At 67.7% G+C, this 24,974-nt stretch carries 20 protein-coding genes, 1 tRNA gene and 1 pseudogene; 18 read left to right on the forward strand and 4 right to left on the reverse strand.

What is annotated here, in order from left to right:
• The first annotated feature begins 183 nt into the window (after window positions 1–183).
• Both QHF83_RS15540 and QHF83_RS15545 read left to right on the forward strand, forming a co-directional pair.
• Window positions 184–537: a hypothetical protein gene (locus QHF83_RS15540; protein WP_282418612.1), complete on the forward strand. Its 354-nt coding sequence runs from the start codon at window positions 184–186 to the stop codon at window positions 535–537.
• A gap of 207 nt (window positions 538–744) precedes the next feature.
• Window positions 745–1,113, forward strand: coding sequence for a hypothetical protein (locus tag QHF83_RS15545; protein ID WP_282418613.1), 369 nt, complete (start codon window positions 745–747; stop codon window positions 1,111–1,113).
• Window positions 1,114–1,251: 138 nt separating this feature from the next.
• On the opposite strand, the gene QHF83_RS15550 is transcribed toward QHF83_RS15545, so the two are convergent.
• Window positions 1,252–5,967, reverse strand: a complete 4,716-nt coding sequence (locus QHF83_RS15550) for a DNA polymerase (protein WP_282418614.1) — start codon at window positions 5,965–5,967, stop codon at window positions 1,252–1,254.
• A 163-nt stretch (window positions 5,968–6,130) separates the two neighbouring features.
• Between QHF83_RS15550 and QHF83_RS15555 the strand changes: the two genes are divergently transcribed.
• The 11 genes and pseudogenes from QHF83_RS15555 to QHF83_RS15605 form a co-directional block, all read left to right on the forward strand.
• Window positions 6,131–6,526 (forward strand): hypothetical protein, encoded by a 396-nt coding sequence (locus tag QHF83_RS15555; RefSeq protein WP_282418615.1) that lies wholly within the window; start codon window positions 6,131–6,133, stop codon window positions 6,524–6,526.
• Window positions 6,527–6,870: 344 nt separating this feature from the next.
• Window positions 6,871–7,476 carry a hypothetical protein gene (locus QHF83_RS15560; protein ID WP_282418616.1) on the forward strand — a complete coding sequence of 202 codons (606 nt, stop codon included), beginning with the start codon at window positions 6,871–6,873 and terminating at the stop codon, window positions 7,474–7,476.
• A gap of 132 nt (window positions 7,477–7,608) precedes the next feature.
• Entirely contained in the window at window positions 7,609–7,863 is a 255-nt protein-coding gene (locus QHF83_RS15565; RefSeq protein WP_282418617.1) for a hypothetical protein, read from the forward strand.
• Window positions 7,860–8,108 carry a hypothetical protein gene (locus QHF83_RS15570; RefSeq protein WP_282418618.1) on the forward strand — a complete coding sequence of 83 codons (249 nt, stop codon included), beginning with the start codon at window positions 7,860–7,862 and terminating at the stop codon, window positions 8,106–8,108. The genes QHF83_RS15565 and QHF83_RS15570 overlap by 4 nt, the downstream gene beginning before the upstream one ends.
• Window positions 8,109–8,178: 70 nt before the next feature.
• Window positions 8,179–9,300 (forward strand): site-specific integrase, encoded by a 1,122-nt coding sequence (locus QHF83_RS15575; RefSeq protein ID WP_282418619.1) that lies wholly within the window; start codon window positions 8,179–8,181, stop codon window positions 9,298–9,300.
• Window positions 9,301–9,398: 98 nt separating this feature from the next.
• Window positions 9,399–9,485, forward strand: a tRNA-Ser gene (locus tag QHF83_RS15580).
• A 1,047-nt stretch (window positions 9,486–10,532) separates the two neighbouring features.
• Window positions 10,533–10,712: a hypothetical protein gene (locus QHF83_RS15585; protein ID WP_282418620.1), complete on the forward strand. Its 180-nt coding sequence runs from the start codon at window positions 10,533–10,535 to the stop codon at window positions 10,710–10,712.
• A gap of 142 nt (window positions 10,713–10,854) precedes the next feature.
• On the forward strand, window positions 10,855–11,913 hold the full coding sequence (locus QHF83_RS15590) for a hypothetical protein (RefSeq protein WP_282418621.1): 1,059 nt from the start codon (window positions 10,855–10,857) through the stop codon (window positions 11,911–11,913).
• 17 nt (window positions 11,914–11,930) lie between these two features.
• Window positions 11,931–13,487 (forward strand): CHAT domain-containing protein, encoded by a 1,557-nt coding sequence (locus QHF83_RS15595; protein ID WP_282418622.1) that lies wholly within the window; start codon window positions 11,931–11,933, stop codon window positions 13,485–13,487.
• Between the two features lie 24 nt (window positions 13,488–13,511).
• Window positions 13,512–14,012 carry a hypothetical protein gene (locus QHF83_RS15600; RefSeq protein ID WP_282418623.1) on the forward strand — a complete coding sequence of 167 codons (501 nt, stop codon included), beginning with the start codon at window positions 13,512–13,514 and terminating at the stop codon, window positions 14,010–14,012.
• A pseudogene (locus tag QHF83_RS15605) lies at window positions 13,961–15,880 on the forward strand (WD40 repeat domain-containing protein); the annotation flags it as partial. The gene QHF83_RS15600 and the pseudogene QHF83_RS15605, both read left to right, overlap by 52 nt.
• Before the next feature lie 722 nt (window positions 15,881–16,602).
• Here the strand turns inward: QHF83_RS15605 and QHF83_RS15610 are convergent.
• On the reverse strand, window positions 16,603–17,196 hold the full coding sequence (locus tag QHF83_RS15610) for a serine/threonine-protein kinase (RefSeq protein ID WP_282418721.1): 594 nt from the start codon (window positions 17,194–17,196) through the stop codon (window positions 16,603–16,605).
• Between the two features lie 558 nt (window positions 17,197–17,754).
• On the opposite strand from QHF83_RS15610, the gene QHF83_RS15615 reads away from it, so the two are divergent.
• From QHF83_RS15615 to QHF83_RS15625, 3 genes are all read left to right on the forward strand, one after another.
• Window positions 17,755–18,162: an AAA family ATPase gene (locus tag QHF83_RS15615; RefSeq protein ID WP_282418624.1), complete on the forward strand. Its 408-nt coding sequence runs from the start codon at window positions 17,755–17,757 to the stop codon at window positions 18,160–18,162.
• Between the two features lie 279 nt (window positions 18,163–18,441).
• Window positions 18,442–19,296: an SDR family NAD(P)-dependent oxidoreductase gene (locus QHF83_RS15620; protein ID WP_282418625.1), complete on the forward strand. Its 855-nt coding sequence runs from the start codon at window positions 18,442–18,444 to the stop codon at window positions 19,294–19,296.
• Window positions 19,297–19,461: 165 nt separating this feature from the next.
• Complete coding sequence (locus tag QHF83_RS15625; protein WP_282418626.1) at window positions 19,462–20,760, forward strand: PAS domain-containing protein; 1,299 nt, start codon at window positions 19,462–19,464, stop codon at window positions 20,758–20,760.
• 16 nt (window positions 20,761–20,776) lie between these two features.
• Here the strand turns inward: QHF83_RS15625 and QHF83_RS15630 are convergent, their stop codons facing one another.
• Window positions 20,777–21,409 (reverse strand): TetR/AcrR family transcriptional regulator, encoded by a 633-nt coding sequence (locus tag QHF83_RS15630; protein WP_282418627.1) that lies wholly within the window; start codon window positions 21,407–21,409, stop codon window positions 20,777–20,779.
• Window positions 21,410–21,569: 160 nt separating this feature from the next.
• On the opposite strand from QHF83_RS15630, the gene QHF83_RS15635 reads away from it, so the two are divergent.
• Both QHF83_RS15635 and QHF83_RS15640 read left to right on the forward strand, forming a co-directional pair.
• Window positions 21,570–22,319, forward strand: a complete 750-nt coding sequence (locus QHF83_RS15635; RefSeq protein WP_282418628.1) for an SDR family oxidoreductase — start codon at window positions 21,570–21,572, stop codon at window positions 22,317–22,319.
• A 104-nt stretch (window positions 22,320–22,423) separates the two neighbouring features.
• Window positions 22,424–24,046: a PAS domain S-box protein gene (locus QHF83_RS15640; protein WP_282418629.1), complete on the forward strand. Its 1,623-nt coding sequence runs from the start codon at window positions 22,424–22,426 to the stop codon at window positions 24,044–24,046.
• A gap of 3 nt (window positions 24,047–24,049) precedes the next feature.
• Here the strand turns inward: QHF83_RS15640 and QHF83_RS15645 are convergent, their stop codons facing one another.
• Window positions 24,050–24,964, reverse strand: coding sequence for an SAM-dependent methyltransferase (locus QHF83_RS15645; RefSeq protein WP_282418630.1), 915 nt, complete (start codon window positions 24,962–24,964; stop codon window positions 24,050–24,052).
• Between the last annotated feature and the right edge of the window lie 10 nt (window positions 24,965–24,974).

Consider the following 24,974-nt stretch of genomic DNA (forward strand, 5'->3'; position numbering starts at 1 on the left):
GCTGACGGGGGTCAACCGCGAAGGTGGAGCTTGAGCAGGGAGCGGGGGCCGCGGTCACGGAGCGTGTGAAACTCGCCTCCAGGCGTCCTGCGAGGAGGGGATCACGCCGGTGTCGGAGGTCTACCGCGGTTTAACAAGGCTCTTCCGATCTGGGCACCAATTCTATATTTGCACGTGGGGTGTTTGTCCGAACAGACGACAAGGAGCGGTCGGCTCCTCGGCCTGTCGAGGGGCAAGGGGTTGTCGGCCTTCGTTCGGTCTGAGCTCAAGAACCGGCATGGGACTCCTACCAGCCTGCGCTACATCCTCCTCGATGCCGCGGACGAGCGGCTGGCGGAGGGGTACGTGATGATTACGCGCATCGAGCGCACCGTCGTCGAGGTGCCCATGGACATCCTGGAGGGGCACACTGTCTGGGGGGCGATGCTCGCGCTTGGAGACGTCGTGGTTCTGCGGTGGAGGAGCGAGCTGCGGGATCCGTCTGGCCAGCTGCTTGCCCGGAAGACCTACGCCTGCGAATACCGAGGGCCTTTCTGATCTGGGCGTCTACCCGCGGCAGTCCAGCTGCTTGGGTGACGAGCTGCCCGAGGAGCCCACGGATTACTTGCCCGGCGGCTTGGGGCTCAAGAGCTGGTGTGACTGGACGGAAAGGAAACGGTTCTGGCAGTAGACCGGTTCGTTCGGTTGGACTGGTTCTGTGCCGCGAGGAGGAGCAAGCACGCGCAGATCATCTCGGCCACCAGCTTGAACGAGTGGCTCGAGACGTTCTCCCCGCGGGACCGCGAGCTCGTCGAGCTGCGCGCTGCCGGGCACGACCTCGACGAGAGCGCGGAGAAGCTCGGCACGTCGAGGTTCATGGTGTGCAGGCGGATCAAGGAGCTGGACGAGCTCCTGGCCGAGCACGCGGACATGCCGGACTGCGTCTATCGCCGGCAGTGGAAGCGCTCGAGGGCGGGCGAGGAGGCCCCGCCGGAGAGCGGCGTCCAGATGAAGAAGACGAGGTCCAGGGCAAGCCGTCCAGGCGGGTGCAGGACGCGGCGTGATGCGGCTGAGAACGGGCTAAACCCGTTCGCTTGTGCATCCACATCCGCGGTGCGAGAGCGGCACCGTTGAACACGAGGCTCCGGGTTGAGGTAGGAGCGCGCTGGTTTGACCTTCCTTGGAACCCCCGTAAGACGCGCTGGCGCGTCTGCCCCCGACGCGGTCATATAGGTACCGGAGGTTCCAAGCGTCAATTCGCTGTTCTTTTCGTTACTTCGACCAGCGCGGCATGATCTTTGGCTCGACCACGATCGGCACCGAAGGCACGTACTTCTGCATCCCGGCGATCATGCAGTCGCGCATGAGCACCTTGACCTCCTCGGCGTGCTCCTCGGGCGCTTCAACGAGGAGCTCGTCATGCACGACGAGGAACATCTGCGCTCCGAGCCCATTGAGGTGCGGGGCCAGGAGCACCATCGCCTGCTTCATGCCGTCGGCCGCAGTGCCCTGAATGGGCGTGCACAGCTTGGCGTTGAACTGGTTCGGTTCGCCGAAGTATCGAATGCGCCCGCTGGCAGTGCGCAGCGCGTCCGGCTTCTCTTGTCGCACGTATTCGTGCCAGGACAGCACGCCGACGTAGAGCTCGAAGTACTTCCGCTTGTACTCCTCGGCCTCCTCGAGGCTCATCACAACCCCGAAGTTCTCGAGGGCGTAGGCCACGAGCGAGGCCGCTCCCATGCCATTCATCAGGCCGAAGTTGATCGCCTTGGCCCTGTCACGCGCTTCTTTCGTAACAGCATCAGGAGACACGCCCAAGATGTACATCGCGGTCTCGGTGTGCGGGTCTCGCCCTCGCTGGAACAGCTCGACGAGGCGCTCATCGCCGGTGAAGTCCGCGAGGACGCGTAGTTCGATCGCGTTGTAGTCGCCGACGACGAGCTTCTTGCCCGGGGGAGCCTGGATGCATCCCCGGATCTTGTTGTCGCGCGGCAGCGCGAGCAGGTTCGGCAGGGAGCAGGACATGCGCCCCGTTGCCGCACCGAGTTGATTGAACGAGGCATGTACACGCCCGTTCTTGTCGAGTCGGAGCAGAACCTCTTTTCCCGGCCCAGCAACGAAGCTGTGGAGCGTCCGGAAGCGCAGCAGATCTTGAACGAGGGGGACATGAGCGAAGGGCGCCAGCGCACCGCCACCCGTGCGCGGCACGCTGATCCCCTCATCGCGGAGCAGGGCCTTCACCTCCTTGTCGTTGTGGATGTTCACGCCCCTGGCCCTGAAGCGCTTCTTGATCAGCTCCGCCTCTGCGCCCCACGCGTCCACGACGCCCGCCCACTCCACAGGGTTGATGGGCACGCCCGCGAGCTCCGTCTGCGCGATGTGGGGCTGGAACGACAACTCGAGCTCGGCGGCTCCTTCCATGCCGTATCGCGTGATCTCCTCGCGCAGACAGTCAGCGATGCGAAGCACATCCTGGGCTTCTGCCACCGCCGCCTCGTGTTCTCGTTGCACTCCCGTCCCCGCCCGCGCGTTGTCGTTCGGGGAGAGGCCCGCCTCCGCGCGAGCGCGCTCGAGGTTGAAGTGCTTCGGATTGTCGATGTGCTCTCCGAGATCGCGCAGCTTCCAGAGCAACATCGTGTCGAAGGCCGCCTTCGGCTCCACACCCAGGTGGTGGGCGAGGTGCATGAGCGGCGCCTTCATGTCGTGGCCGACGACGGTCACCTGTGGGAGGACGTCGGCGAGCGGCCCGAGAGTCCCTGGCTTCGACAGGTCGAGCACACAGGTCTTCCCGTCTGGCGTGGCAAGGGCGAGCAGGCTGGGCCGATCGATGATGGGGCGTGCCCCTGTCGATCGCATCGCCATGCCGACCCTGCCGGCACAGGCAGCGTCCCCAGCGAACGCCGCGACATCCAGGGCGAGGCCCGTCGGCTGGCCCGACCCATGGGCCGACGTGGCCCGACCGGGTTGGGCCAGGATTCCCTTCGCAGATCGAGCACTTAGGTCGTGTGGCCCTACTGGCCCTACCTTTCCAGGGGCAGGGGTGACCCCGCTATGGGAATCGCTAGGCAGGGTGGGAGCCTCTCCCACCTGCATCGAAACGCCGCCTTGTTGGGAGCTACCATCTGAGGAGTAGGGCCAGTAGGGCCACTTCTCAGAACTGCCTGGATCCGTCGAGGAAACGCTCAATCCATTGGTCGGGCCGCGGTAGGGCCTCGGTAGGGCCAGTAGGGCCCGGGGCGGGAGCCGCGGCGAGACGGGGTAGAGCGCTGGCGCCCCCGCATCACCACCCCGCCCTGCAGGCGGCTGCCCGGACCCGCTCGCCGGCCCAGCGCCACCCCCCGGCCCAGGTCCACCCCCTGGCCCGCCGTCGGGGTCATCATCATCGGTGTCGTCCGAGCGGTTGCTGAGCTCCTCGTTGACGCGCCCCTCGATCTCGCTCGGCTCGAGGAGGTAGTGCTTGGGCAGCTTCACCACCCGTGCCCGCACCCCACCGACGCGCCGCTTCGGGTGCAGGTTTTTCCCGTCGCCCTTCGAGGTCAGCCCTTCTTCCACGAGCTGAGCCCAGAACGCCGGCTGGTCGAGCGGCATCGGCTCGTTCATCGCCCTGAGGGCCTGCACGAAGGACTCGTATGCAGCCTCGGGGACCAGGTAGACGAACTTGTCGTCGACCCAGCCGATGTTCTTGCCGCCGCCGACCTCGCACGATGTCGGCACGGCGCCGCTCGGCTCGTTCTTCACGAGCGGCAGGTGCGCGGCCACCAGGCCCACCCTGCCTTGCGTGAGGAGCGACTTGAGCACCGAGAGGAAGCGCTGGCTCGGCTTCGTCTCCGTGGCGAGGTGCGCCTGGTCGCGGCCGTTCGCCACGAGCGCGGCCTTCACCTTCTCGAGGTAGGCAGCTGCCCCGGCAGCGTCGAGTACGCCCATGTCGACCGCGAACTCCGCGAAGTAATGCGCGCCGACGAGCAGGTGCGCCATCGCCTCAGGCGCACGCAGATGAACATCGTCCTGTTGCCGGAAAGCCGCCGCGTACTTCTCGTGAATCGTCGCGACCTCCGTGTGGATGCTATTCAGGCGCGGCAGAAGCCATTCGATGTAGGCTCGCAACGCGTGGGGCAACCGGCCACGGGCGAGCTGCAAGCGCTTGAGCTTGTCGAGATCGACATCTTCGCGCCGCATGCGGATGGTGATGAGGCGCGCCCGGATCGAGCCGCCTTCGGGGAGTTGTTCTCCGGTCGTGAGGACGAGAGCCCTCGGTGGCCGGCTCCGGTGGAGGTATAGGTCGCGGCTGAGGCGCTGTCGCGCGCTGCCGTTGCCGATCGACCGGAAGACCTGCGCCGCCTTCTTGTGGAACTCGTCGCCGGGGTCTGCGCTCTTTGGCACGTAGTCGTCGATGACGACGAGCATGTCCTTCATCGTGAAGAGGTGCGCCTCGATCGCGTTGGCCGTCGAAGTCCAGCTCAGCGGCAGCGTCTTGTGGTCGAAGAAGCCGTAGTGCGACTGGGCGACAGCCACAACGGAGCTCTTCAAGCTGCCGCTCGGCCCATACTGGGCGACAGCCGCGTCGCAATAGGCCACGCCCTGCAACAGCGCCCTGTACACCGCGGCATGAAGCGGGGCCGTGATCCGCGGATCGGCCACGTCAATGAAGTCGAGCGACAGCCGAACGGCATCGGCGACGTCTTCTGCCAGCCCAGGAAGCTTATAGCGGTGGAAGTTGTCGTTGATGTCGACCGCCACATCCACAGCCCCGATGGCGCCGCCCGTGTGGAGGTAGATCCACTCCCCATTGTGCTTGCGCAGCCCCGTGTGCGTGTACGTCGTGGACGAGGCCGGGGTCGAGTTCTCCTGGATTGCAGCCCGGAGATGCCCGGCTGCCCGTGGCAGCGCAAAAACAACCGCCCTCGCACCCCACTTTTTGAGAGGCCAGTCTTCGCTCGCGAACTCCGACGGGCTGATGTGCACCGCGGGGAACTGCTCGCCCGTGACCAGCGTGCCCGTCACCGTGAAGCGCCGTTGCTGCTCGACGTCATCGTCGAGCATCTCCTCGTGCACGATGCTGGCGGTGAAGTTGCAGATCGGCTCATGCGTGACCGCGCCGCCGATCCGGTGGACGAGGCACAACTGGCCGTTGTGGACGTCGTACTTCTCGCAGATCGAGACCACCTCGGGCGTCGATGCCGCCTTCCTTTTGGCCTTGTCCTCCATCTGCTTCATGGCGCGGCGCAGGTCGCTCGCTGTCACCTTCAACCTGTTGAGGTGCTGCAACACCTCTTTCTCGACACCCACGCCACGTTCCCTGATCGACGCCAGGAACGGCATGTCATTGAGAAGCGCCGCGGCAGCGCGAACGCGCTCCTCCTTCGTGGGGAAGTGCTTGGAGATGTACTCGACCCGCTCGACAGGGTTGGCGGGAACGGCCGCGTCGATGATCGCCTGCAGGTCGGCACGGCCTCGGGCCGTGAGGAAGTCATCGGGCCCCTGGTCCTTGCCGTTCGGCTTCAGCGGGAGCGCGGCCACCCGCACGGTCGCGCCGGCATCCGCGAGCGCCTGGGCGAGCCTTGCTTCGTCGCGGGCGACGTTCGGGTTCGTCATGCGGTTCGAGTCAAAGAGGATGAAGACGTAGCGCCCCAGAAGGTCCAGCTCCGCCCACGAGTCGTTGAGCCGACGAGCGTTCTTCTCGAGGGTCGTCCCGGTCCCACCGAGCCCCAAGGCGTTGAAGTGGTAGTCCAGGAGCGAGAGGGCCTTGATGGGGCCTTCTACGACATAGACCGGTTGAGGCCCCTTAGTTTGAAAGCCCGGCGGCAGATATACCGGCACTTCGCGTTGTGCCGGAACACGGAAGCGCGTATCCCCGCTGTCGAGTCGGATCCGCCCGTAGCCCTGCGCATTGGGATACGGGATGTACAGACCGCCCGAAGAGAGCGGCTGCGGGAACCCGAGCAGCTTTGCGCCCTCCTCGGGCGTGACCGAGCGCAAGTCGGCACCCATGCCAGCCCATTCTGGATCGACGCCGCGCTCCTCCAGGTACTGGATGTGGAGGGGCTCGAAGGGCAGTCGGCGTTCGCCCCCGTTATTGGATTCCGTGGAAGCGTGTGCTAGTTTCACAGTCGTCTCCTGGATGGCTCCGCCCGCGGCGTCGCAAACCCAGCGGATGGAGCCGTTCTCTTTTTCAGCTCTTGTTCCCTCGGCGCGGGCGCTGCCTGGATGTAGTGGCGAGCCGCTCGATTTCGCGGCGCACGTGCTCCGCGGCGGAGCCAAGATGGAGGACGATGCTGAAGGAGTGCTTCTGCGCATCGCAGTGGCTCTCCTTGCCATCGAGGACGACGACCTTGCCTCGTCCTCCGTTGATCATCAGCGTGATGTCCCGGATCTCGTCGAGCGGTGGGAGCCTCGGATCCCGCTGTACGAAGTGAAGGAGCGCCATGAAGGGCTGGAGCCGGAGTCCAGCGGCGAGAATTTCTTTCGCCAATCGCAGCGCCAGCAGGTCCCGGGTGCTGAACTGGCGAAGGGTGCCTTGCCCCTGCGCAGCCTGGTGGCTAGGCCGTAGAAGACGGTTGCGGACGATGTGGTCGAGCTGCCGGTACGTCAGTCCGGTCGCTCGGAGCGTGTGCCCTGCAGTGAACATGCTCCCATCCCAGCATGGGGATACCCAATAAGGGAAATCGGCCGTTCTAGAGGGTACAACTGTCCCCGAACAGCGATGACTTCGTTGTTCCAAAACCGCCTGTTTCGTAGGCGTTGACGAAGTAACTCAGGTGCGGCGTTACTTGGGGCCGTACTTCTTGAACTTGTAGTTCACTTTGTCCTGGTACACCTGGCGCGTTGCAGGCGCGGGCATACACTTCTCTGTCAGTCGAGAACGACGGCGGTGGCCGTTCTCCCGAGGCCGCGATGAGGAAGTCAACGCAGGAGCGCAGGACCAAGACCTACGACAACAAGGAGGCGCTACGCGAGGAGCTCGTCCGGCAGTGCAAGAAGGAGTATGCCGCCACGTTCGGTCACCCGTGGACAAAGAACCCGCTAGGCGGATTCGAGGAGACTCTCCAGCGCTCGCGGATCGAAGAGGAGGCCTGGCGGGTGATGAACAAGCTCCGCAAGGCCGCGGCCGAGGTCATCGACTTCTTCGAGTCTCGTGGCCTTGATCCACGCCGCGACGATCACGGGATCTACTACGCCCACAAGCTGCACAAGGTGCTCCATCAGCGCCGCCGCTTCTTCGAGTCGCTTGTGCAGGATGTCGGCAAGTACAGACATCGCCTGGAGAGGCGTAAGTTTCTCGCGCATTTCGTGAACTCTCGTGGCCCTAACTTTTTCAGGGGGCTTGTCTACGGGCGCGAGCTCAACAGCCGCGAACTTGCGCTCATCAGCGTGCTGATGACCAAGGGTGAAGATCTCTCCTTCAAGCGCGGCATGACTGTCGGCGACGCGCTCGAACAGGAAGTGCGGCGGATGGCTCGGGCACGAGCGCGCGACGCCGCGGCGCGCAAGAAGCTGTAGCTCCCCAGCCGAACTGCGGCGCGGTGTGATGCGCGTCGGTGGCGCCCGCCTACAGCGTCGACCAGTTTGGAACAGTGGTCGATCGGCCACTGTTCCATACACCCTGGCGCCCTGAGGCCTACCGTTTGGGCCATGGAGCATGGTGGAAAGGGCATCGCCCTGTCCGTCGACGAGTTGCGTGCCTTGCGCTTGCTCATCGAGAAGATGGGGGAGCGAGCGGTGGTCGCTGAACTGAACGTCTCGCGGCAGGCACTGGGTCGCACGCTTGCTGGGTTGCCAGTGCGGCGCGGGACGCTCGCCCTCGTGCGCGCGGGCCTCGCCGCCCCGAACATCCGCGCGAAGCTCGAGGACAAACGCCCCACGCGGCCAGCGCGGAGGTCGACGTGAAGCGCAAGATCTCCCACGCGACCGAGCCCCCGATGGCGCGCGGCTGGGTCTCGATCAAGACCGCGGCCGACTTCCTCGACATGTCGCCCGAGGCGCTCCGTCGCAGCATCGAGCGCCACGCCGTCCGCGCGCCCGACGGCGTGATCGAGTCGAACATCGACGGCGTCCGCGCCCGCAAGTTCGGCCGCCTCTGGCGCGTGCAGTTCTCCTCTCGCTGGAGTGCGAGCGCGGAGCCGGGCTCATGATGCAAGCGCGATGGGCTCGTGGTAGTTCTTCGTCACCCAGGTGCGCGGCCAGGTCGGGGAGGACCTCGACATGACCGTTCGCAAGAAGACCCGGAGAGGGAAACTCCGGTGGATCATTGAAATTCCGTACCGTGACCGAAGAACCGGCAAGCGCGTCCGCTTCCGGAGGGACGCCCAGGTGCAGACCTCCCAGGCCGCGCACTCCGAGGAGCGACGCCTCATCGCTCAGCTCGAGGAACTCGGGTACATCCCGGCCGTTCCTGGGCAGCAGGACGGGCCCGTAGAGCCCGTCGCGCCGCCTCCGGCGAGCCCGCAGAGCTTCACGTTCCGCGAGGCCGTGGAGCTCTTCCGAGCCACCAAGGCCATCACGAAGCTGAAGCGCACGACGCGTCGCTCGTACGAGGTGTCGTTCGAGTCCGAGCTCTTGCCCCGCTTCGCCGACATGCCCGCGGCGGAGGTCGACTTCGTGAAGGTGACGAAGCTCGACGCCGACCTCGTGAAGGCCGGGCTCGAGCCATCGTCTCGACGCAACATCCAGGTGGCTCTCCGCAGCGTCCTCCGATGCGCTGTCGAGGCCGGCCAGCTGGCCGCCATGCCGAAGCTCCCGAAGCTTCCCAAGGTCGGCCAGAAGGTCGTGCAGCCGCCGAGCGTCGAGGACGTCGAGCTCGTCCTCGGGCTCGCCTACTCGGCCGCGCGGATGGCCCTCACGCTGGCCGCAGACGCGGGGCTCCGGGCAGGGGAGATCCGGGGCCTTCGCTGGATGGATGTCGACCTCGACGCTGGCCTCCTGATCGTTCGCCAGACGATCTACGGCGGTGAGGTGGACACGCCGAAGTCGGGCCACGAGCGGACGCTCCCGCTCACTACCCGGCTCGCTCGCATGCTCCGCGAGGCGGCGGCGAAGCCGCACGAACCGACCGACCCCGTGTCCCCTTCGTCGAGGGGGACCGTCTGGGGCGAGTCGAGCCTGCTGCACGCATTCCAGCGCGTGCTGGCGAAAGCCAAGCTGCCGAAGTCGCGCCTGCACGACCTGCGGCATTTCTTCGTGACACGGTGCTTCCGTATCGGAGCGGACGCGCCCACCGTGCAGGCGCTGGCGGGGCACCAGCACCTGAGCGTGACCCAGCGTTATGCGCACACGAATGAGGTGGCAAAGCGCGGGGTCATCGAGCGGCTGAGCCTGGCTTCGTAGGCCAGGCTCAGGATGGGCAACAGATGGGCAACAGGCGGCAGCGCGGCGTTGACAAACGCCGAGGGAGGTGGCAGAAAACGCAGTCGAAATAGGTATTTGGAGGAGTGGCCGAGTGGTCGAAGGCAGCGGTTTTGAAAACCGCCGTACCCGGAAGGGTACCAGGGGTTCGAATCCCTTCTCCTCCGCTGATTTCTGTAGGGATGTTGGGTAGCTAGCGCGGCCCGCCACGTGGACGGGCGTGGGCACGCGCGGACAGGTCTGGACGCAGGTCCTGGCAAATTTCTGGCGAGCGGGAGGGGCGGGCGGGGGCGGAAATGGCTCTCGCCCCCGCTCTCGGCGCATTGGGGGCGGCGTGAAGTGTTCCGAGCGCAAGGCGCCGACGCTGCTCGCACCCTCGTCGCGCTCCTAGCGGCCGTGGGACACCGGCCCCGTCAGGTTCACCGTTTTCCTGACAGTGCTATGCGCTGCAATGGCGTGCTCAGGGTGGTCCTGGCTGCGGGCTGTGGCAGTTGGGCTCGCAATCTCGTGGGCGCCCTCCGGATCGGGACGGATGTCCGCGCTGCGCGCTGAGTTTTCCTCGGGTCCGATATCCGCGTGGTGGCCACGCGCTGTTGTCCTTCAGGCCGCCATTCCGCTTCTTGCCTCGATAGGGCCCTTGATTGCGCGGGTCCGCCACGACGCCTCGCTCGCCCGATCCGGGTGAGAGCGAGCAACATGACTGGCAAGCGGCTCGCCAGGGGAGGAGCGGTGGCGCGTGACGCGACGACCCGCCGCCAATCGGTCCCCAAAAAACACCACCACCCGTCCGCCTCGCTCGCCCCTCCACCATCGTGCAGAGCACGGCGCCAGCGCACGTGTACACGGCGGTGCGCAATCGTATAGCGTGAGGGGAAGCACGCCCCTCGACAATCGTGTGTCCCAGACGGCGTGTTCCTGCGAGGACGGAGGAGGAGGCACCGTTCCCGCCAAGAACGTGGAGGTGCGGACACGCCATGACACGAGCGGCCGCTTGCGTGTAATGACGTGTCATTGCCTTTCCCGGCGAGCGGGCGCTTCATGGCAAACAACGGGACCTCGGCCTGATCCGGAGACGGAGCGCCGGTCCGCGTGACGCGACGCGGGGGGGCAGCCACCGGCGGCCTCTATTGCTTGCGATCTGGGACGCGCCCGTGCGGCCGCTGCGGTTTTGAAGGACGAACCATGGAACTCGGCTCCTCGCGCTGGTCGAGCCTTTGCGCAAGCGGCGCGAGGAGCAGCAAGGCGAGCCCGCAATCGTCTTTCGCGCGCCCCCTCGCCTCGAGGGCGAGGAGGTCGCCGCGTGGTGGAGCGAGGTCTATGGCGACGAGGATATCGACGAGGCCGATCGCTCGCGCTACCTGCTCATGCTCGGCGACGCCGACGTGCTCTCGTAGGAGCTGCAGCAAAGGCTCGCCTCGGATACCTTCATCGGCAGGGTCTGCTTCCCCGACGACGCGGGCTACGAGGCGTACGTGCACAAGGTCCTCGCCTGCGAGCGCGAGCGCCCCGCGGCCGGATCGCGGCTATGCGGGCCTGATGACGCCGACGATCGAGCAATCGCGTCTCGGCCAAGGCAAGGGCGTCTTCGGGGCGCGCGAGATCGTGGATATCGGCGAGGGCGGGAACGTCTCGCCGGACGATTTTCTCGCCGCCGCATCCATGCTCTTCTCGATCAGCCACGGCTGCGGCGCCCCGCGCGCCGGCTGGGCGAGCCCCGAGGAGCAGCGCAGGCTCCAGGGCGCGATGAGCTTCGGGGGCGGCGTGCGCATCACCGCGGAGGACGTGGCGACGCGGCCCTTCTTGCCCGGCGGGTTATGGTTTTTCTTCGCGTGCTTCGGCGCCGGCACGCCGGGAGAGAGCGCCTACCACCACTGGCTCGCCGCCCTGCGCGATATCGGCCTCTACGGTCGGAACGTCGACGGCGTATTGCGATCGCTCTCCACCGAGCGCCCCTTCGTGGCCGCCTTGCCCCAGGCTGCGCTCGCGAATCCGCAGGGACCGCTCGCGGTCATGGGCCACGTCGATCTCGCCTGGACCTTCAGCTTCCACGACGTGGGCACGACGAACAAGTATCGCCCCTCCCGCTTCCAGGACATCTTCCGCACGCTCGTCGAGGGCAAGCGCGTTGGTGCGGGGTATTTCGAGCTCCAGCGCTTCTTCCAGCAGGCGAGCGTGGATCTGTCGACCATGTACGACAGGGACGCGCGCATGAAGGCGCGCGGCGTCGAGGTCGACGACGACAAGGTGCGCAAGACGCGCAAGGCCACGCTCTGGATGCTGCGCCAGGACCTCTCCGCATACGTATTGCTCGGCGACCCAGCGGCGCGCCTGCACATCGAGGGGCCCCTCGCGCACGAGGTGCCGCGCGCCACGGCCGCGGAGATCGCCGCCCGGCGAGCGGCGGCGCCCACCCCCTCGCCCATGCAGGCCGAAACCTCCTCCGCAAAGCCCACCCGCGAGACCGGAGACACCTCCGTGACCCTCTCGAGCGTGGCGCTCGACGCATTGGCCACCCGCTTCGACCTCTCGCGCGACCAGCTCGACCGGATCCTCGCGGGCCTCCCGGGGGCCAAGTTTGTCCCGACAGTGCGATGATGTGGCTCGAGGTCGAAGTGGAGACCAGGGGCGACGACGTGCGCATTGCGGCGCGCGGCTCCCGCGGCGAGCGCCCGGCCCCGCACGACGTCGCGCCAGAGCAGGGCCTCAACGCGCTCACCACGCTCGCGAACAGGGTCGGCCGCGCGGTGCGCGCCCGCAAGGAGCTGGATCCGGCGGTGATCGAGCTTTCGCAGGCGATCCACGCAGAGATCGTCAAGGGCGAGCTCCGCGACATCATCGCGCGGATGACCGATCCTTTGCGGCCGAGGAGCGACGATCCACGGGACAACCGCCTGCTCGTGCGGCTGTTCATTCATGACCGCGCGCTCTTGTCCGTGCCGTGGGAGGCGCTTTGCAGGCCGGGCACGACCGAGGGATTCTGGGGGACGGACCCGCGCCTGCTCGTCGCCCGCGGCGTCAGCTCCTCCGACCCTTGGGCCCCGCGCGAGGTGAATGGAGCGGTGCGGGTGCTCGCGATTGCGCCGGGGAGCGACGAACAGGCGCTCCTCGCGCTGCGCGAAGCGCTCGCGCCGTCCATCGAGGCCGGGGAAGTCGAGTGGCTCGATCCGATCGCGGGGCCCGATCTCGGCCCGAAGAACCTTTATGACAAACTCCGGGCCGGGAAGACGCCGCATGTCGTCCACTGGCTGGGCCACGGCGGCGTGGACATGCGGGGCAGGCCGTCGCTCCGGGTCGCGGACGACGAGGACGGCGAGGAGGTGTGGATCACGGCCGAGGCGCTCGCGCGTGAGCTCAGCCCCCATTTCTACGAGGATCTGCGCCTCATGATCCTCGAGGCCTGCGAGGGGGCGAAGGCGGGCATGTTCGGCAGCGCCGCCGAGGAGCTCGTCAGGGCCGGCGCGGACGCCGTGGTGGCCCACCTCTGGCCCGTCAAGGCGGACGTCGCGCGCACGTGCTCCACGGAGATCTACCGCTCGCTGACGGCTACCGGCGCGGCGGGCGACATCGGCGCGAGCGTCGCGGCCGCGCGGCGGACGTTGCTCGCGCAGAGCGCCGAGGCGTTCTCGCCGATCCTGTTCCTGCGCTCGTCGGACTCGGTGCTCTTCGATTTCGCGCGGCGCAAGGTCGTGAAGCCGAGCGGCAAGCGCCGGGCGAGGGCGCTCGCCCCGGCGCTCCAGAACTTGCTCGACAAACCTCCCTACACGCTGGTGCTCGGCGACGTCGACGAGGATCGCGCGGCGCTGAAGGAGGAGCTCACCAAGTTCATGGAGGAGAATGAGGACAAACCCGATCCGGCCATGTCGCTCAGCGCGATCACCCAGCGCTGCGTGCTCCGCTTCGGCGAGGAGGTCCTCCATTCGCTGTTCCAGCAGGCCGTCGGGGGGGCTTGCCGGAGAGCTCGCCGCCACTCATCGACGCCATGGCCGGGCTGGTCCCGCCGGGGGTGCACATCACCCTGCTCTGGCGACCCTACCTCGAGCGCGCCATTGCGGAGAAGCAGTGCGACAGGACCGTCTACGCGATCCAGATCTCACTCACGGGCAGCAATACGAAGCCACGGGTCGTCAAGCGCGGGGCCGGGGCCGCCGGCTGGAAGATGGAGCCCTTGATGCCGAGGCGCTTCGATCTCGACAATGACATCGTGGTGCTGCGCATGTACGGGGTATTCGCCGGAGGCGCGTCCCATTTTCTCGCATCCGGTGCTCACCGAGGACGACCATAGCAACGGCCTGCTCGGCGAGCGGCCGCCGCAATGGCTGGAGGAGCTGCTCTCCCGGCCCCGGATCCAGCCCGGTCTGTTCCTCGGGCTCTCGGTCCTCGACTGGCGCAATCGCCTCCTGCTCCGCTGGCTCTACGATCAGCGCCCGGCGCCGAAGGACAGCCTGGTCATCTTGCGGCCGGACGCCGACCCACGCGAGCCCGAGATCTGGGACAGCGGCGGTGGTTTGTCGGGGACCGCGCGCATCGCGGCGATCGCCGACGACCCGGTGCATATCGCGCGGGAGATCGAGCGCGGCATCTCGCGGAGGAGGCAGAGCAGGCGGCTGCGAGGGAGCGCGACGAGGCGAATGATTTGCGGGTCATGGCCGGCCATCTCGCCCTCCTCGGCCACGGCGAGCCGACGGAGGCGCTGAAGCTCCTCTCCGAGGTGAAGAAGCCCGAGGAGCGGGCCGGCTGGATCGACTATGCCAACCAGGCGCTCCACACGAATTCGCTGTTCGTGACGCTCCGCGGGCACCGCGGGGAGCTGGGCGCGGCGGTGTTCTCGCCGGATGGAAAGCGCGTGCTCACCGCCTCGGCAGACCATACCGCGCGCGTATGGCTCGCGGACGGGTCGGGCCAGCCGATCGTGCTCGGGGAGCATACCGGGGAGATCTCCTCGGCGGCCTTCTCTCCGGACGAGGATCCGCGCAAGCTGCGGGTATTGACGACGTCGACGGATGGCACGGCGCGCTTGTGGAGCATCCAGGGCGCGGAGGCGACGTCGATCGTGCTCCCGGGCAAACCGGATGACGAAAAGGGCAAGGCCACGGAGGCGACGTTCGGCGCGTGGAGCCAAGATGGCGAGCGCGTGGTGGTCGCGTCCGTCGTCACCGAGCAGGCCGGCGGCGACAAACCGGCGGGCCAGCGGAGAGAGACCGTGGCGGTTCGCGTCCACGCCGCGAGTGACGGCAGGATCCTGGGCGAGCACACCGCGCACAAGGGGCGCGTTCATTGCGCCGCATTCATCGATGCCACGCGCGTCGTGACGGCCTCCGAGGACGGCAGCGCCCGCGTCTGGGACGGCGCCACCAGGGGCAAGATCACCGAGCTCCCCGGTCACGCGGCACCCGTGCTGTTCGGCGCGTTGAATCGACGAGAGCGCGTGCTCGTGACCACCTCGCGCGACGCGAAGGCGCGCGTGTTCCGGATCGAGCAAGACGGATCCATTCCGCTGCGCGCGACGCTCGAGGGGCATACCGGCGACGTCGTCCACGCCGCCGTGAGCCGTGACGGCAAGCTTTTGGCGACCGCCTCTGCCGACAGGACCGCGAGCCTCTGGAATCTGGAGCAACAACCCCGCAAGGGTGCGGAGATCGTCCTCTCGGGTCACCCCGGCGCGGTGACGTCCGTCGCGTTTCACCCGACAGACCCACGGTTCGTGGCCACGGCGTCGAGCGATCATCGCGGTCGGGTGTTTCGCGTGGATGCGCCGGACGAGCCGTTTCTGTTGCAGGGACACTCCGCTCGGCTCCAGTCGATCGCCTGGAACCCGGCCGGCGATCGTCTCGTCACGGCCGCCGCGGACAGCAGCCTGGGCGCGTCCGCGGATCACACCGTGCGGATCTGGAGCGTGGATTTGCTGTCGCAGATCGCACCTCGCGCGACGATGTCGCGTGGGGCAGCAAAAGGCACGCCGGCCGTGTTCCACCTCGCGGCGTTCAATGCCGATGCCCGGGTATTCGCCGCAGCTTACCCGAATGGAACGGTCGCGCTGCGGCGGGTGGACGGCGATTCCGATCCGATCTCGTTCGCTGCGCCGAAGGACGAGGCTCCGAGCTGGATCTCGGCCACGGCGCTCAGCCCGGACGGCGAGCGCGTCGCATTCGCGTCGCTCGGCGGCGCAGCGGGGACGAAGTACGCGCTCCACGATCATCGTCGCAGCGAGCCCGACAAACCAAGCAAGCGTGTGAAGGTGGCCGCCGCGATCCGGCACCTCACCTGGAACACCATGGGCGACCGGATCGCGGCGGCGCTGGAGGACGCCACGGCGCTCGTGCTTCGCGCGGAGGGGAACGAGCCACCGGCCGTTTTTCATGGCCATACGGCCTGGCTCACCTCGGTGGCGCTGAGCCCGGATGGGCGAAAGCTCGTGACCACAGCGCTCGATTGGACGGCGCTCGTCTTCGATGCGGAGCGGGGCGGCGCGCCGCGTGAGCGTCACGAGCACGCGGGCGCGGTGTACGCGGCGGCATTCGATCCCACGGGCAAGCGCGTGGCGACGGCGTGCGCGGACGGCAAGGTGCGTATTTTCGAGGTCGGGTCCGGCGGGGCTCCCATCGAGCTCGACGGCCAGGGCGGGGCGTTATTCCACCTCGCGTGGAGCGCGGATGGGGCGCGGCTCGCGGCTGCCTCGTCGACCGGGACAATCCTGGTATGGTCCGGGCTCGCGGGGCCTCCCAGGGGCGCACAGCGTCCCTTCGTGCTCCAGACCGAGGCGCCCGCCGTGGCGCTCGCTTTTTTCGACGGCGGCCAGAAGCTCCTCGCGGCCGCGGCAGACCGCACCTACACCTGGGAGCTCGACGTCGGCAAGCTCGAGCGTGATCTCCAGGCCAAGAATCGAGATTGCCTGCCGGCCGAGGCGCGCGCGCTCTATCTGAACGAGCCGCGGGACCTCGCGGCGAGGTCGTTCGAGCAATGCGAGCTCGCGCAAGGGAGGGCGCCCCCGCCGGAGTCGGATCCGGCCGCAGGGGGCAATCGCGACGCCGTGCTGGCATGCGCCGCCGCAGCTTGGAATGCTGCACGTGCCCTTCGCGCGCGGCGGTCTCGGTCACCCGGTCGAGGACCCTCTGCTTCGCCTGATACGCGCGCGCCCGCTCCCGCAGCGCCCGGTACCTGGGCAGGATCGCGACGATCCCGCGCACCACGTCCCCTGCATGACCCCAGTCGAGGTCCGGCTGCACGCCCTCCGAGAGCATCTCGGCGAAGACCTCCAGCCGGTCCGCCGTGTCGCCGACCTCCCATTCAAAGAAGAAATTGGCTCCGCCAGGGGATAGGATGGAGAGCAGCGGATCCTGGGCAGGCTTTCCGAGCGCTTGCCATATCGTATCCGCCAGATCCTCGGGGGGGGTCGCCGTCGGCGCTGTCCACGAGCTTGGCGATGCCGAAGTCGAGCACCTTCACCACGCCCGTGTTGGTGAGCATGATGTTCGACGGCTTGAGGTCCCGGTGCACGATTCCGTGCCGGTGCGCGCAGACGAGCGCGCGCACCACGGGGAGCATCAGCTCGACCACGCGGTCGGGCGGCAGTCCCGCGTCGCCGCTGCGGTGGGGTGGCGCGTCGTTGTCGCCCTCGCCTGTGGACTCGTCCCAGCGAGTCTGGCGCTCGTCGAGGATGTGCCCGAACGTCTTGCCCTTCAGGTACTCGAGCACCATGTAGGGCTTGCCGTCGTGCTCGCCGAGGTCGTGGATTACCACGATGTTCTCGTGGGTGATCCGCGCGGTGGCGCGCGCCTCGATCAGGAAGCGCAGGGCGGTGTCGCCGCTGTGCTTGTCGAGGAACTTGATCGCGACCAGGCGGGCGAGGCGCGTGTCGCGGGCGAGGGAGACCGACCCCATTTCCCCCCTGGCCGAGCGGCCTCATGATCTCGTAGTGCTGGATGCGCGCGGGCGCGGTGTTCCATGGCGCGCGCGACGCGCGCGCCGGCTCGCGTTCCCTGCCGCTCGAAGGTATGGAGGAGACCGTGCGTCCGAACGGATCGATCTCCGGCTCGCCCTCGGCACCGTTATTGCTCGACGCGCCACGATCCATCTCCCCGCTTGTACCCTCGCCAGGGAGGCTCCTTCAAGGGCTGGCGCCGCGAGGTCGGCCGCGGGCGGCGGTCCATGCACGACTGCGCGTGCGACGAGAAGAAGTACTGCATGCGCTCGCGGTCCTGTCCCGAGCCGTGGGGCTGCTTCTCGAGCCAGTCGCTCAGCGTGTGAACGAGGAGCCCCCCGTCGTCTTCTTCATTGTTGTCCTCGCCGTCGAGGTTCGCCCACCAGGCTCTCGCCTGGCCAGGACGGTTGGTCCGTGGTCCCGCGGCGAACCCCTGTGGTTCGTCGGGGCACGAGCGTGTGTGGGGGCGTCCATGCGCCCGCTTGACGTCCCGATCGGGGTCTCGGACTTTCAAGGCGTTGCGCGAGGGCGGCCAGTACTACGTCGACAAGACGGCGTTCCTCGGTGACGTCCTCCGGGCGCCGCCGCAGGTGCTGCTGTTCCCTCGGCCGAGGCGGTTCGGCAAGTCGCTGAACCTGTCGATGCTCAAGTACTTCCCAGGACCATATCGCGCTGCGGGACACGACGAACCACCAAGAAACGGTGTGAAGTATCCTGGCGATGGCCGGCTACGTGCGGGCCGAGGTGATCGCGCGGCGCGAGTAGTTCGAAAGCTTGCTCAGGAAGCCCTCCAGGAGGATGGCGAGTCGCTCCGCGTTTCCCGGTTGCCACCAATGCCAGCATCCATCCATGATCGCGCGCCGAAAGACATCGAAGCGCATGATCACGTATTCCTGATGGGATTGCTCGTCACCCTGGAAGAGTGAATCTTCGAGGTGCGATCGAACCGCGAATCGAGCGAGGCGCGAAGCCGATCCATGAGATCGCGGTCGTGTTCTCGGGCAAGCGCGTCTGGGTGCGTTCACGTCGCGCGCCACCCAGGCGTTTGCCCGCGCATCGGCGCGACCGCGAAGGCCATTGCACCCCGCTCCCGCCCCGAGTAATCCCACCTCATGGGATCTTCGCTCGAACAGATCCCCGTCGACACCGGCGCGCTCGCGCAGGCGTGAAAGCACCACCCTTTTCATCGTAGGAGACGGTTTGTCATGAATCACCCCGCTCTCACTCCGGGCGCCGTCGCCGTCGTCACGGGCGGCGCCTCTGGCATCGGGCTCGCTGCGGCGAAGAAGTTCGCGTCGCTCGGCCTTCGTGTCTGCATCGCCGACCTCGGCGCCGATCGCCTCGCGCGGGCGCGTGAAGCGGTCGTGGCGGTCGCGAAGGGCGGCGACGCCGACGTGATGGCCTCCGAGACCGACGTCGGCCGCGTGGAAGCGCTCGTCGCGCTCGAAGACGCCGTCACCGCGACGTTTGGCGGGACGAACATCCTCATGAACAACGCCGGCATCGGGCCTCGAAGCACCGTGCTCGGACCTCGGGAGAGCTGGGCGCGGACGCTCGAGGTGAACCTCTTTGGCGTCATTCACGGCACGCAGGTGTTCGTGCCCCGGATGCTCGAGCGGGGGCTTTCGGGCCTCGTCATCAACACCGGCTCCAAGCAAGGCATTACCACGCCGCCGGGCAACCCGGCGTACAACGTCTCGAAGGCCGGTGTGAAGGTCTTCACCGAGGCGCTCGAACACGAGCTTCGCAACACACCCGGCTGTCAGATCCGGGCTCACTTGCTCATCCCTGGCTTCGTCTTCACCGAGCTCACCGCGTCCGGTCGGACCGAGAAGCCCGCGGGGGCGTGGACGCCGGAGCAGACGATCGACTTCATGCTGGAGCGTCTGGGCCAGAATGACTTCTACATTCTGTGCCCGGACAACGAGGTGCCGCGCGCGCTCGACGAGCGCCGTATCCTCTGGGCGGCCGGCGATATCGTCGAGAACCGCCCGCCGCTCTCGCGGTGGCACCCCGACTTCGCCGAGGCATTCAAGACGTTCGCCTCGGCGAAAAAATAGCACGGTATCGTCGAGCGTGATCCCTCCTCCCGGCTTGACGGCAACCACGCCTACACTGTAGCTTTCCTGGAACGATGTACTGGTGCGACAAGCACGCGCGTTTTCGGCCGAGCGGGGCGGCCGGACCGCGGGCCGGTGCCGGTGCTCGGGTTTCGGGGGGCTGACATGTTGAAGGACACGCCGTCGTCGGGGAGCTCGTCCCCTTTCGCCTCGGGAGCGTGGTCTGCGCTCGATGCGCTCACGGATCCGGTTGCGCTCGTCGACACGCGTGGGGGAATTCGTTACGTCAATCGCGCCTGGTATCGGCTCGCCGGCGACAGCGAGCCGGGGCCGCGGAGCCACGAGCTCGCCGTCTCCACGCCCCCGGATGCGATGCTCGAGATTCGCGAGACGGACCGATTGGCCATGCGCGCCGGCATCGGCGAGGTGATCACGGGCAGGAGCGCGCGTTTCGACCTGGAGCTCGGCACGTGCGTCGCGGCGGACGAGGAGCCGCGGTGGTTTTCGCTCGTCGTGACGCCGTGCCCGGTCGACCCGGAAGGCGGGGCGCTCGTCCATCTTCGCGACGTGACCGCGCAGAGAAAGACGGAGAGCGCGCTCCGCGCGAGCGAGGATGGTCTGCTCTGGGCCCAGGAGATTGGAAACATGGGCAATTGGGACTGGGACATTCCCACGGGGGGCTTGACCTGGTCCGACCAGATCTTCCGCATCTTCGGCTACGAGCCGCGCAAGTTCGACGTCAGCTATCAGGCGTTCATGGGCACGATTCACCCCGACGATCGCGACATGGTCACGGTGGCCGTGAACAAGGCCGTGAACGAGCGCGCCCCTTACAGCATCGAGCACCGCATCGTGCTGCCGACGGGCGAGGTCCGCGTCGTCCACGAGCAAGGAAAGGTCTTCTACAGCGATTCGGGCACGCCGCTGCGCATGCTCGGCACCGTGCAGGATGTCACGGAGCGCAGACAGTCCGCCGACACCATTCACTTCCAGGCCGTGCAGCTCGAGCAAGAGCTCGCGGCGCGCGAGGAGGCCGAGCGGGCGCGCGCGGCCCTGCAGGACGAGGTGATCCGCGTGCAGCGCGCGCTCCTCGAAGAGCTGTCCACGCCCCTCATCCCCATTCGCGAGGACATCGTGGTGCTGCCGCTCATCGGCGCCATCGACGCGAGGCGCGCCGACCAGATGCTGGAGACGGCGCTCCATGCGGCCGTGGCGAAGCAGACGCGCGTCGTGATCATCGACATCACCGGCGTCAGGCAGGTGGATACCCACGTCGCCAACACGCTCATGCGCACGGCGCAGGCGCTCGGGCTCGTCGGCGCGGAGGTCGTGCTGACGGGCATCCGGTCGGATGTCGCTCGGACCTTGGTCGAGCTCGATGTGCCTCTCACGTCGCTGGTCGTTCGCGGCACGCTGGCGAGCGGTATCGCCTACGCCACGGGTCAGGCCGGAAAACGGCGCTGACGCCGGCTGGATCGGCTCACGTCTGCCGGCGCCGCCCCTTCGCCTCACGGCAGGCCGGGGCCGCGCCGAGCACCTTTTCAATGGCCGCCTCTCCGATCCGCTCGAGCGCCTCGCGCTCCATCCCCGTCTTCGCGAGGAACTCCATCCCCTGATGGACCGTGAGCAAGAGCCGCCCGAGCTCGCGCGCGTCGGTGCCCGGCGGAAGGTCGCCCTCGGCCCGCGCTTGCTCCAAAAGCTCGACGAACAGGTCCTCCAGGGCAGCGAACGTCTCCCGCGCCCGCGTCCGCACCTCGGGGTCGTGTGACGCGAGCTCCGCGGTGCTGTTGACCAGCAAACACCCGCGCGTGTCGCCGAGGGTGGTTTCGGGTGGTCGGGCGGCGAGCTGGAAGAGGTGTCGCAGACGGTCGATCGCCTTCGCCTCGCCGTCGAGCGCGGCGCGCATGACCTCGAGGCGCCAGGCGGCGTAGGCGTCGAGGACGGCGAGGAAGAGCTGGCGCTTATCGCCGAACGCCGCGTAAAGACTGCCTTTTCCGAGCCCCGTCGCCCGCATCAGGTCGTCGAGCGACGTTGCTGCGTACCCCTTCTCCCAGAACTGGTCCCGCGCGGCCTCGAGCACCTGTTCCACCTCGAACTTACGTGGACGCCCCATACCTCTCTCTATGGTACTTGACCGATCGGTCCACAAGTCCCATACTGGACCGAGTGGTCAATAACGTCGACGCGAACGACCTCGTCGTCGGCGGCCAAACCTACCACGTCGGCGCGCGTGTCCGGCGGACCAAACCGAACAAAGAAACGGGAGAATGATCATGGGCGCACTCGAAGGAAAAGTTGCCGTCGTCACGGGCGGGAGCACGGGGATCGGATTCGCCGCGGCCAAGCGATTCGCCGCGGAAGGCGCGCGCGTTTTCATCACGGGCAGGCGTCAAGCCGAGCTCGACGCGGCGGTCACGGCGATCGGGACGAACGCCGTGGGCGTCCGCGCCGATTCGGCGAACCTCGCGGATCTCGACCGACTCTATGCCATCGTCGGCGAGCAGGCGGGCCGCATCGACGTGATCTTCGCGAATGCCGGTGGCGGCGAATTCGCCCCGCTCGGCGCGATCACCGAGGAGCATTACGACAACACCTTCAATACGAACGTGAAGGGCGTGCTCTTCACGGTGCAGAAGGCATTGCCACTCCTCGTCGACGGCGGCTCGGTCATCCTGAATGCCTCGACCACGGCGACGATGGGCACCGAGGCGTTCAGCGTCTACAGCGCGACGAAAGCGGCCGTGCGCAATTTCGCGCGGAGCTGGATCCTCGACCTCAAGGCGCGCCGCATTCGCGTGAACGTGATCAGCCCCGGACCCATCAAGACCCCGGGCCTCGCGGGGCTCGCGCCGACGGAGGAGCAGGCGAGGGCGCTCCTCCAGGGCCTCGCGACCACGGTCCCCCTCGGCCGGCTCGGTGATCCCGACGAGGTGGGCAAGGCCGCCGTGTTCCTCGCCTCCGACGCGAGCAGCTTCGTCAACGGCGCCGAGCTCTTCGTCGACGGCGGGTACGCGCAGATCTGAACCGCGTCGAGCCGCGTCGGGATCCTGCGTCGAGCGCTTGACGCCCCTGGATGGGTGAGGTGTCGTGATGCCCTCTCCATCGCAGACGGACAGAGGAGTGCGAGATGAGCGATCCTTTGGCGACCACGTATCGCGCGTTTCTCGACAACCAGGCGCGCGATCTGGCGCTTTCGGTGGCTCGTGATGCGACGAGCGAAGTCGCGCTCCTCGGCAAGGCGACGACGGCGGAGGTCGCTGCGTGGTCCGAGGCCTTCGTGGGCGCGACGATCGGCGCGCTCGTCGGGGAAGACGGGGCCGCCGATCGCGTCACGGCGGCAGCGCTCGACCTCGGGCGGCGCGGGGCGCCCGTCGACGAGGTGCTCCGTGTGCTCTCGCGGGCCCGGCGTCATTTCCAGCGAGCGCTCCGCACGGAGCCTGCCTTGCCGCTCGATGCCGCGGCCTACGCCGACGCGCTCGACAAGCTCCTCGCTCTTTCCGAGGAAGCGGCGGGCGCGCTCGCGCGGTGCGCCGTCTCGGCCACCGCCGCGGCTCGTTGTGATGGCGAGGCGCGTTTTCGCAGCCTGGTGAACGCCGTCAAGAGCGTCGTCGTGATCATCGGCGAGGACCAAACCATTCTCGAATGGAACGCCGAGGCCGAGCGCCTCTACGGTTGGTCGAGGGACGAGATCCTCGGGAAAAACTACCTCGAATGGTTCGTGCCCGACGAGGCGCGGGCCGCGGTCGCCGCCGACATGCGCAAGGTGCTCGGGGGCGAGGAGACGCGTGGCTTCGAGAACCCGATCACGTCGCGGGACGGGTTCGCCCGTGTCCTGCAATGGAACGTCGGGCGCCTGGTCGACGGCGAAGGACGACCGATCGCGATCGTGGCCAGCGGCATCGACATCACCGAGCACAAACGGGACCGCGAGGCGCTCGACCGGAGCGAGGGGATGCTGCACGCGGTCATGACGAACGCGCCCATCATGCTCTTCGTCAAGGATCTCGAAGGACGTTATACCTTGACGAACCGCGCCTTCGACGAGGGGATGGGCTTCGAGCCCAACTTCGCGATCGGCAAGGTGGACACCAAAGTCCTTCCGCCCGCCGTCCTCGCGAAGCATCGCGCGGATGACCAGAAAGTCTTCGACGGGGGCGTGCCGATCCAGATCGAAACGAACATTCCCACGCGAAATGGCGTGCGTGTCTTTCTCGGCTCCAAGTTCCCGCTGTTCGACACGAACGGCAAGGCGTATGCGATCTGCGGCATCGCGTCCGACATCACGGAGCTGCGGCGGGCCGAGGCGGAGCAGGCGACGTTCCAGGTCCGGATCATCGAGGCGCAACGCGAGACCTTGCGCGAGCTGTCGACGCCGCTCTTGCCGATTGCCCCGGGCGTCGTGCTCATGCCGCTCGTCGGCGCCATCGACGAGAGCCGCGCCGCGCTCGTGCTCGAGGCGCTGCTCCAGGGCGTGGTCGCGCACCGCGCCGAGGTCGCGATCCTCGACATCACCGGCGTTCGCACGGTCGACACGCCCGTCGCGCTCGGCCTCGTGCAGGCGGCGCAGGCGGCGGGGCTCCTCGGCGCGGACGTGGTCCTGACGGGCGTGCGCCCCGCGGCCGCGCGGACGCTCGTGGAGCTCGGGATCGATATGGGCGGCATCAAGACGGTGAGCACCCTGGAGCAAGGCGTCGCGCACGCCATCGGTCGTTCGCGCCGCCGCGCCGGCGTGAAGGCGCCGGCGCGGTAGAGCTCATCCGCGAGCCTCGGCCCGCTCCACCTGCGCGAGATACTCGTACGCCGCGACAGGCTCCTCCGGCAAACCGAGCGGCGCGAGATACTTCTTTCGCAGCGCCTCCCCGTCCGTCTGCTCGACCCCCGAGAAACCGGCTTCCTCCACGAATTTCGGCAGCCGCTCGGGCCGGATCCCCCACCGCATCTGCTCCCCGGCGAATCGCAGCGACGTGCGGATCAGCCAATCCAGCGTCCCGAGGTGCGGCCGTCCGGCGTCGTCTCCGTCCACGTGCGAGAATGCCACGCGGCTCCCCGGCCCCGTGTGCTCGTGCACCGCTCGGAAAAACGCCTTCACGTCCTTCACGTCCAGATACATGAGCAGCCCCTCGGCCACGACCACGCTCCGCGCGTCGCTCCGCCACGGGATCGCGTGCAAGACCTCGCCGAGGGATCGCTTGGAGAGATCCGCCGCGCAGATGTGCAGGTTCGTCCTTTCAAACCCGGCTCCACGCACCCCCGCCCGCTTCGGCTCGGCCGTCGCCGGCGCGTCGATCTCCACGCACGTCACCTCCGGATGACGCCTCGCGATGATCGTCGCCAGCGGATCGAATCCTGCACCCACCACCAGAAGCTGCGTCGCGCCCGCCGCGATGGCTTCCTCCACCGCATCCGCCATCCACCGCTTTCGCAGCCCGAACCAGACGAGCTGCCCGCGGGCCGTCCACGCCTCCGCGATCTCGTAAAATCGCAGCGTCCACGGCGCGCGCATCATGTCGATCCGCCGTCGCCCGACGGCCCCGGACGCGCGCAGGATCGCCTCCGCCGTGGTCGCCGCGTCCGCGGGGAGCAGGCCCGCGAATCGGGGCACGGCGTCGATCAGGATCAGGAATCGGGCGATCTTCTTGGCCGTCAGGCTCGGGCGCTCGTGGGGCATGACGTCCCCG

The organism is Polyangium sp. 15x6, assembly GCF_029960785.1.
GTDB lineage: Bacteria > Myxococcota_A > Polyangia > Polyangiales > Polyangiaceae > Polyangium.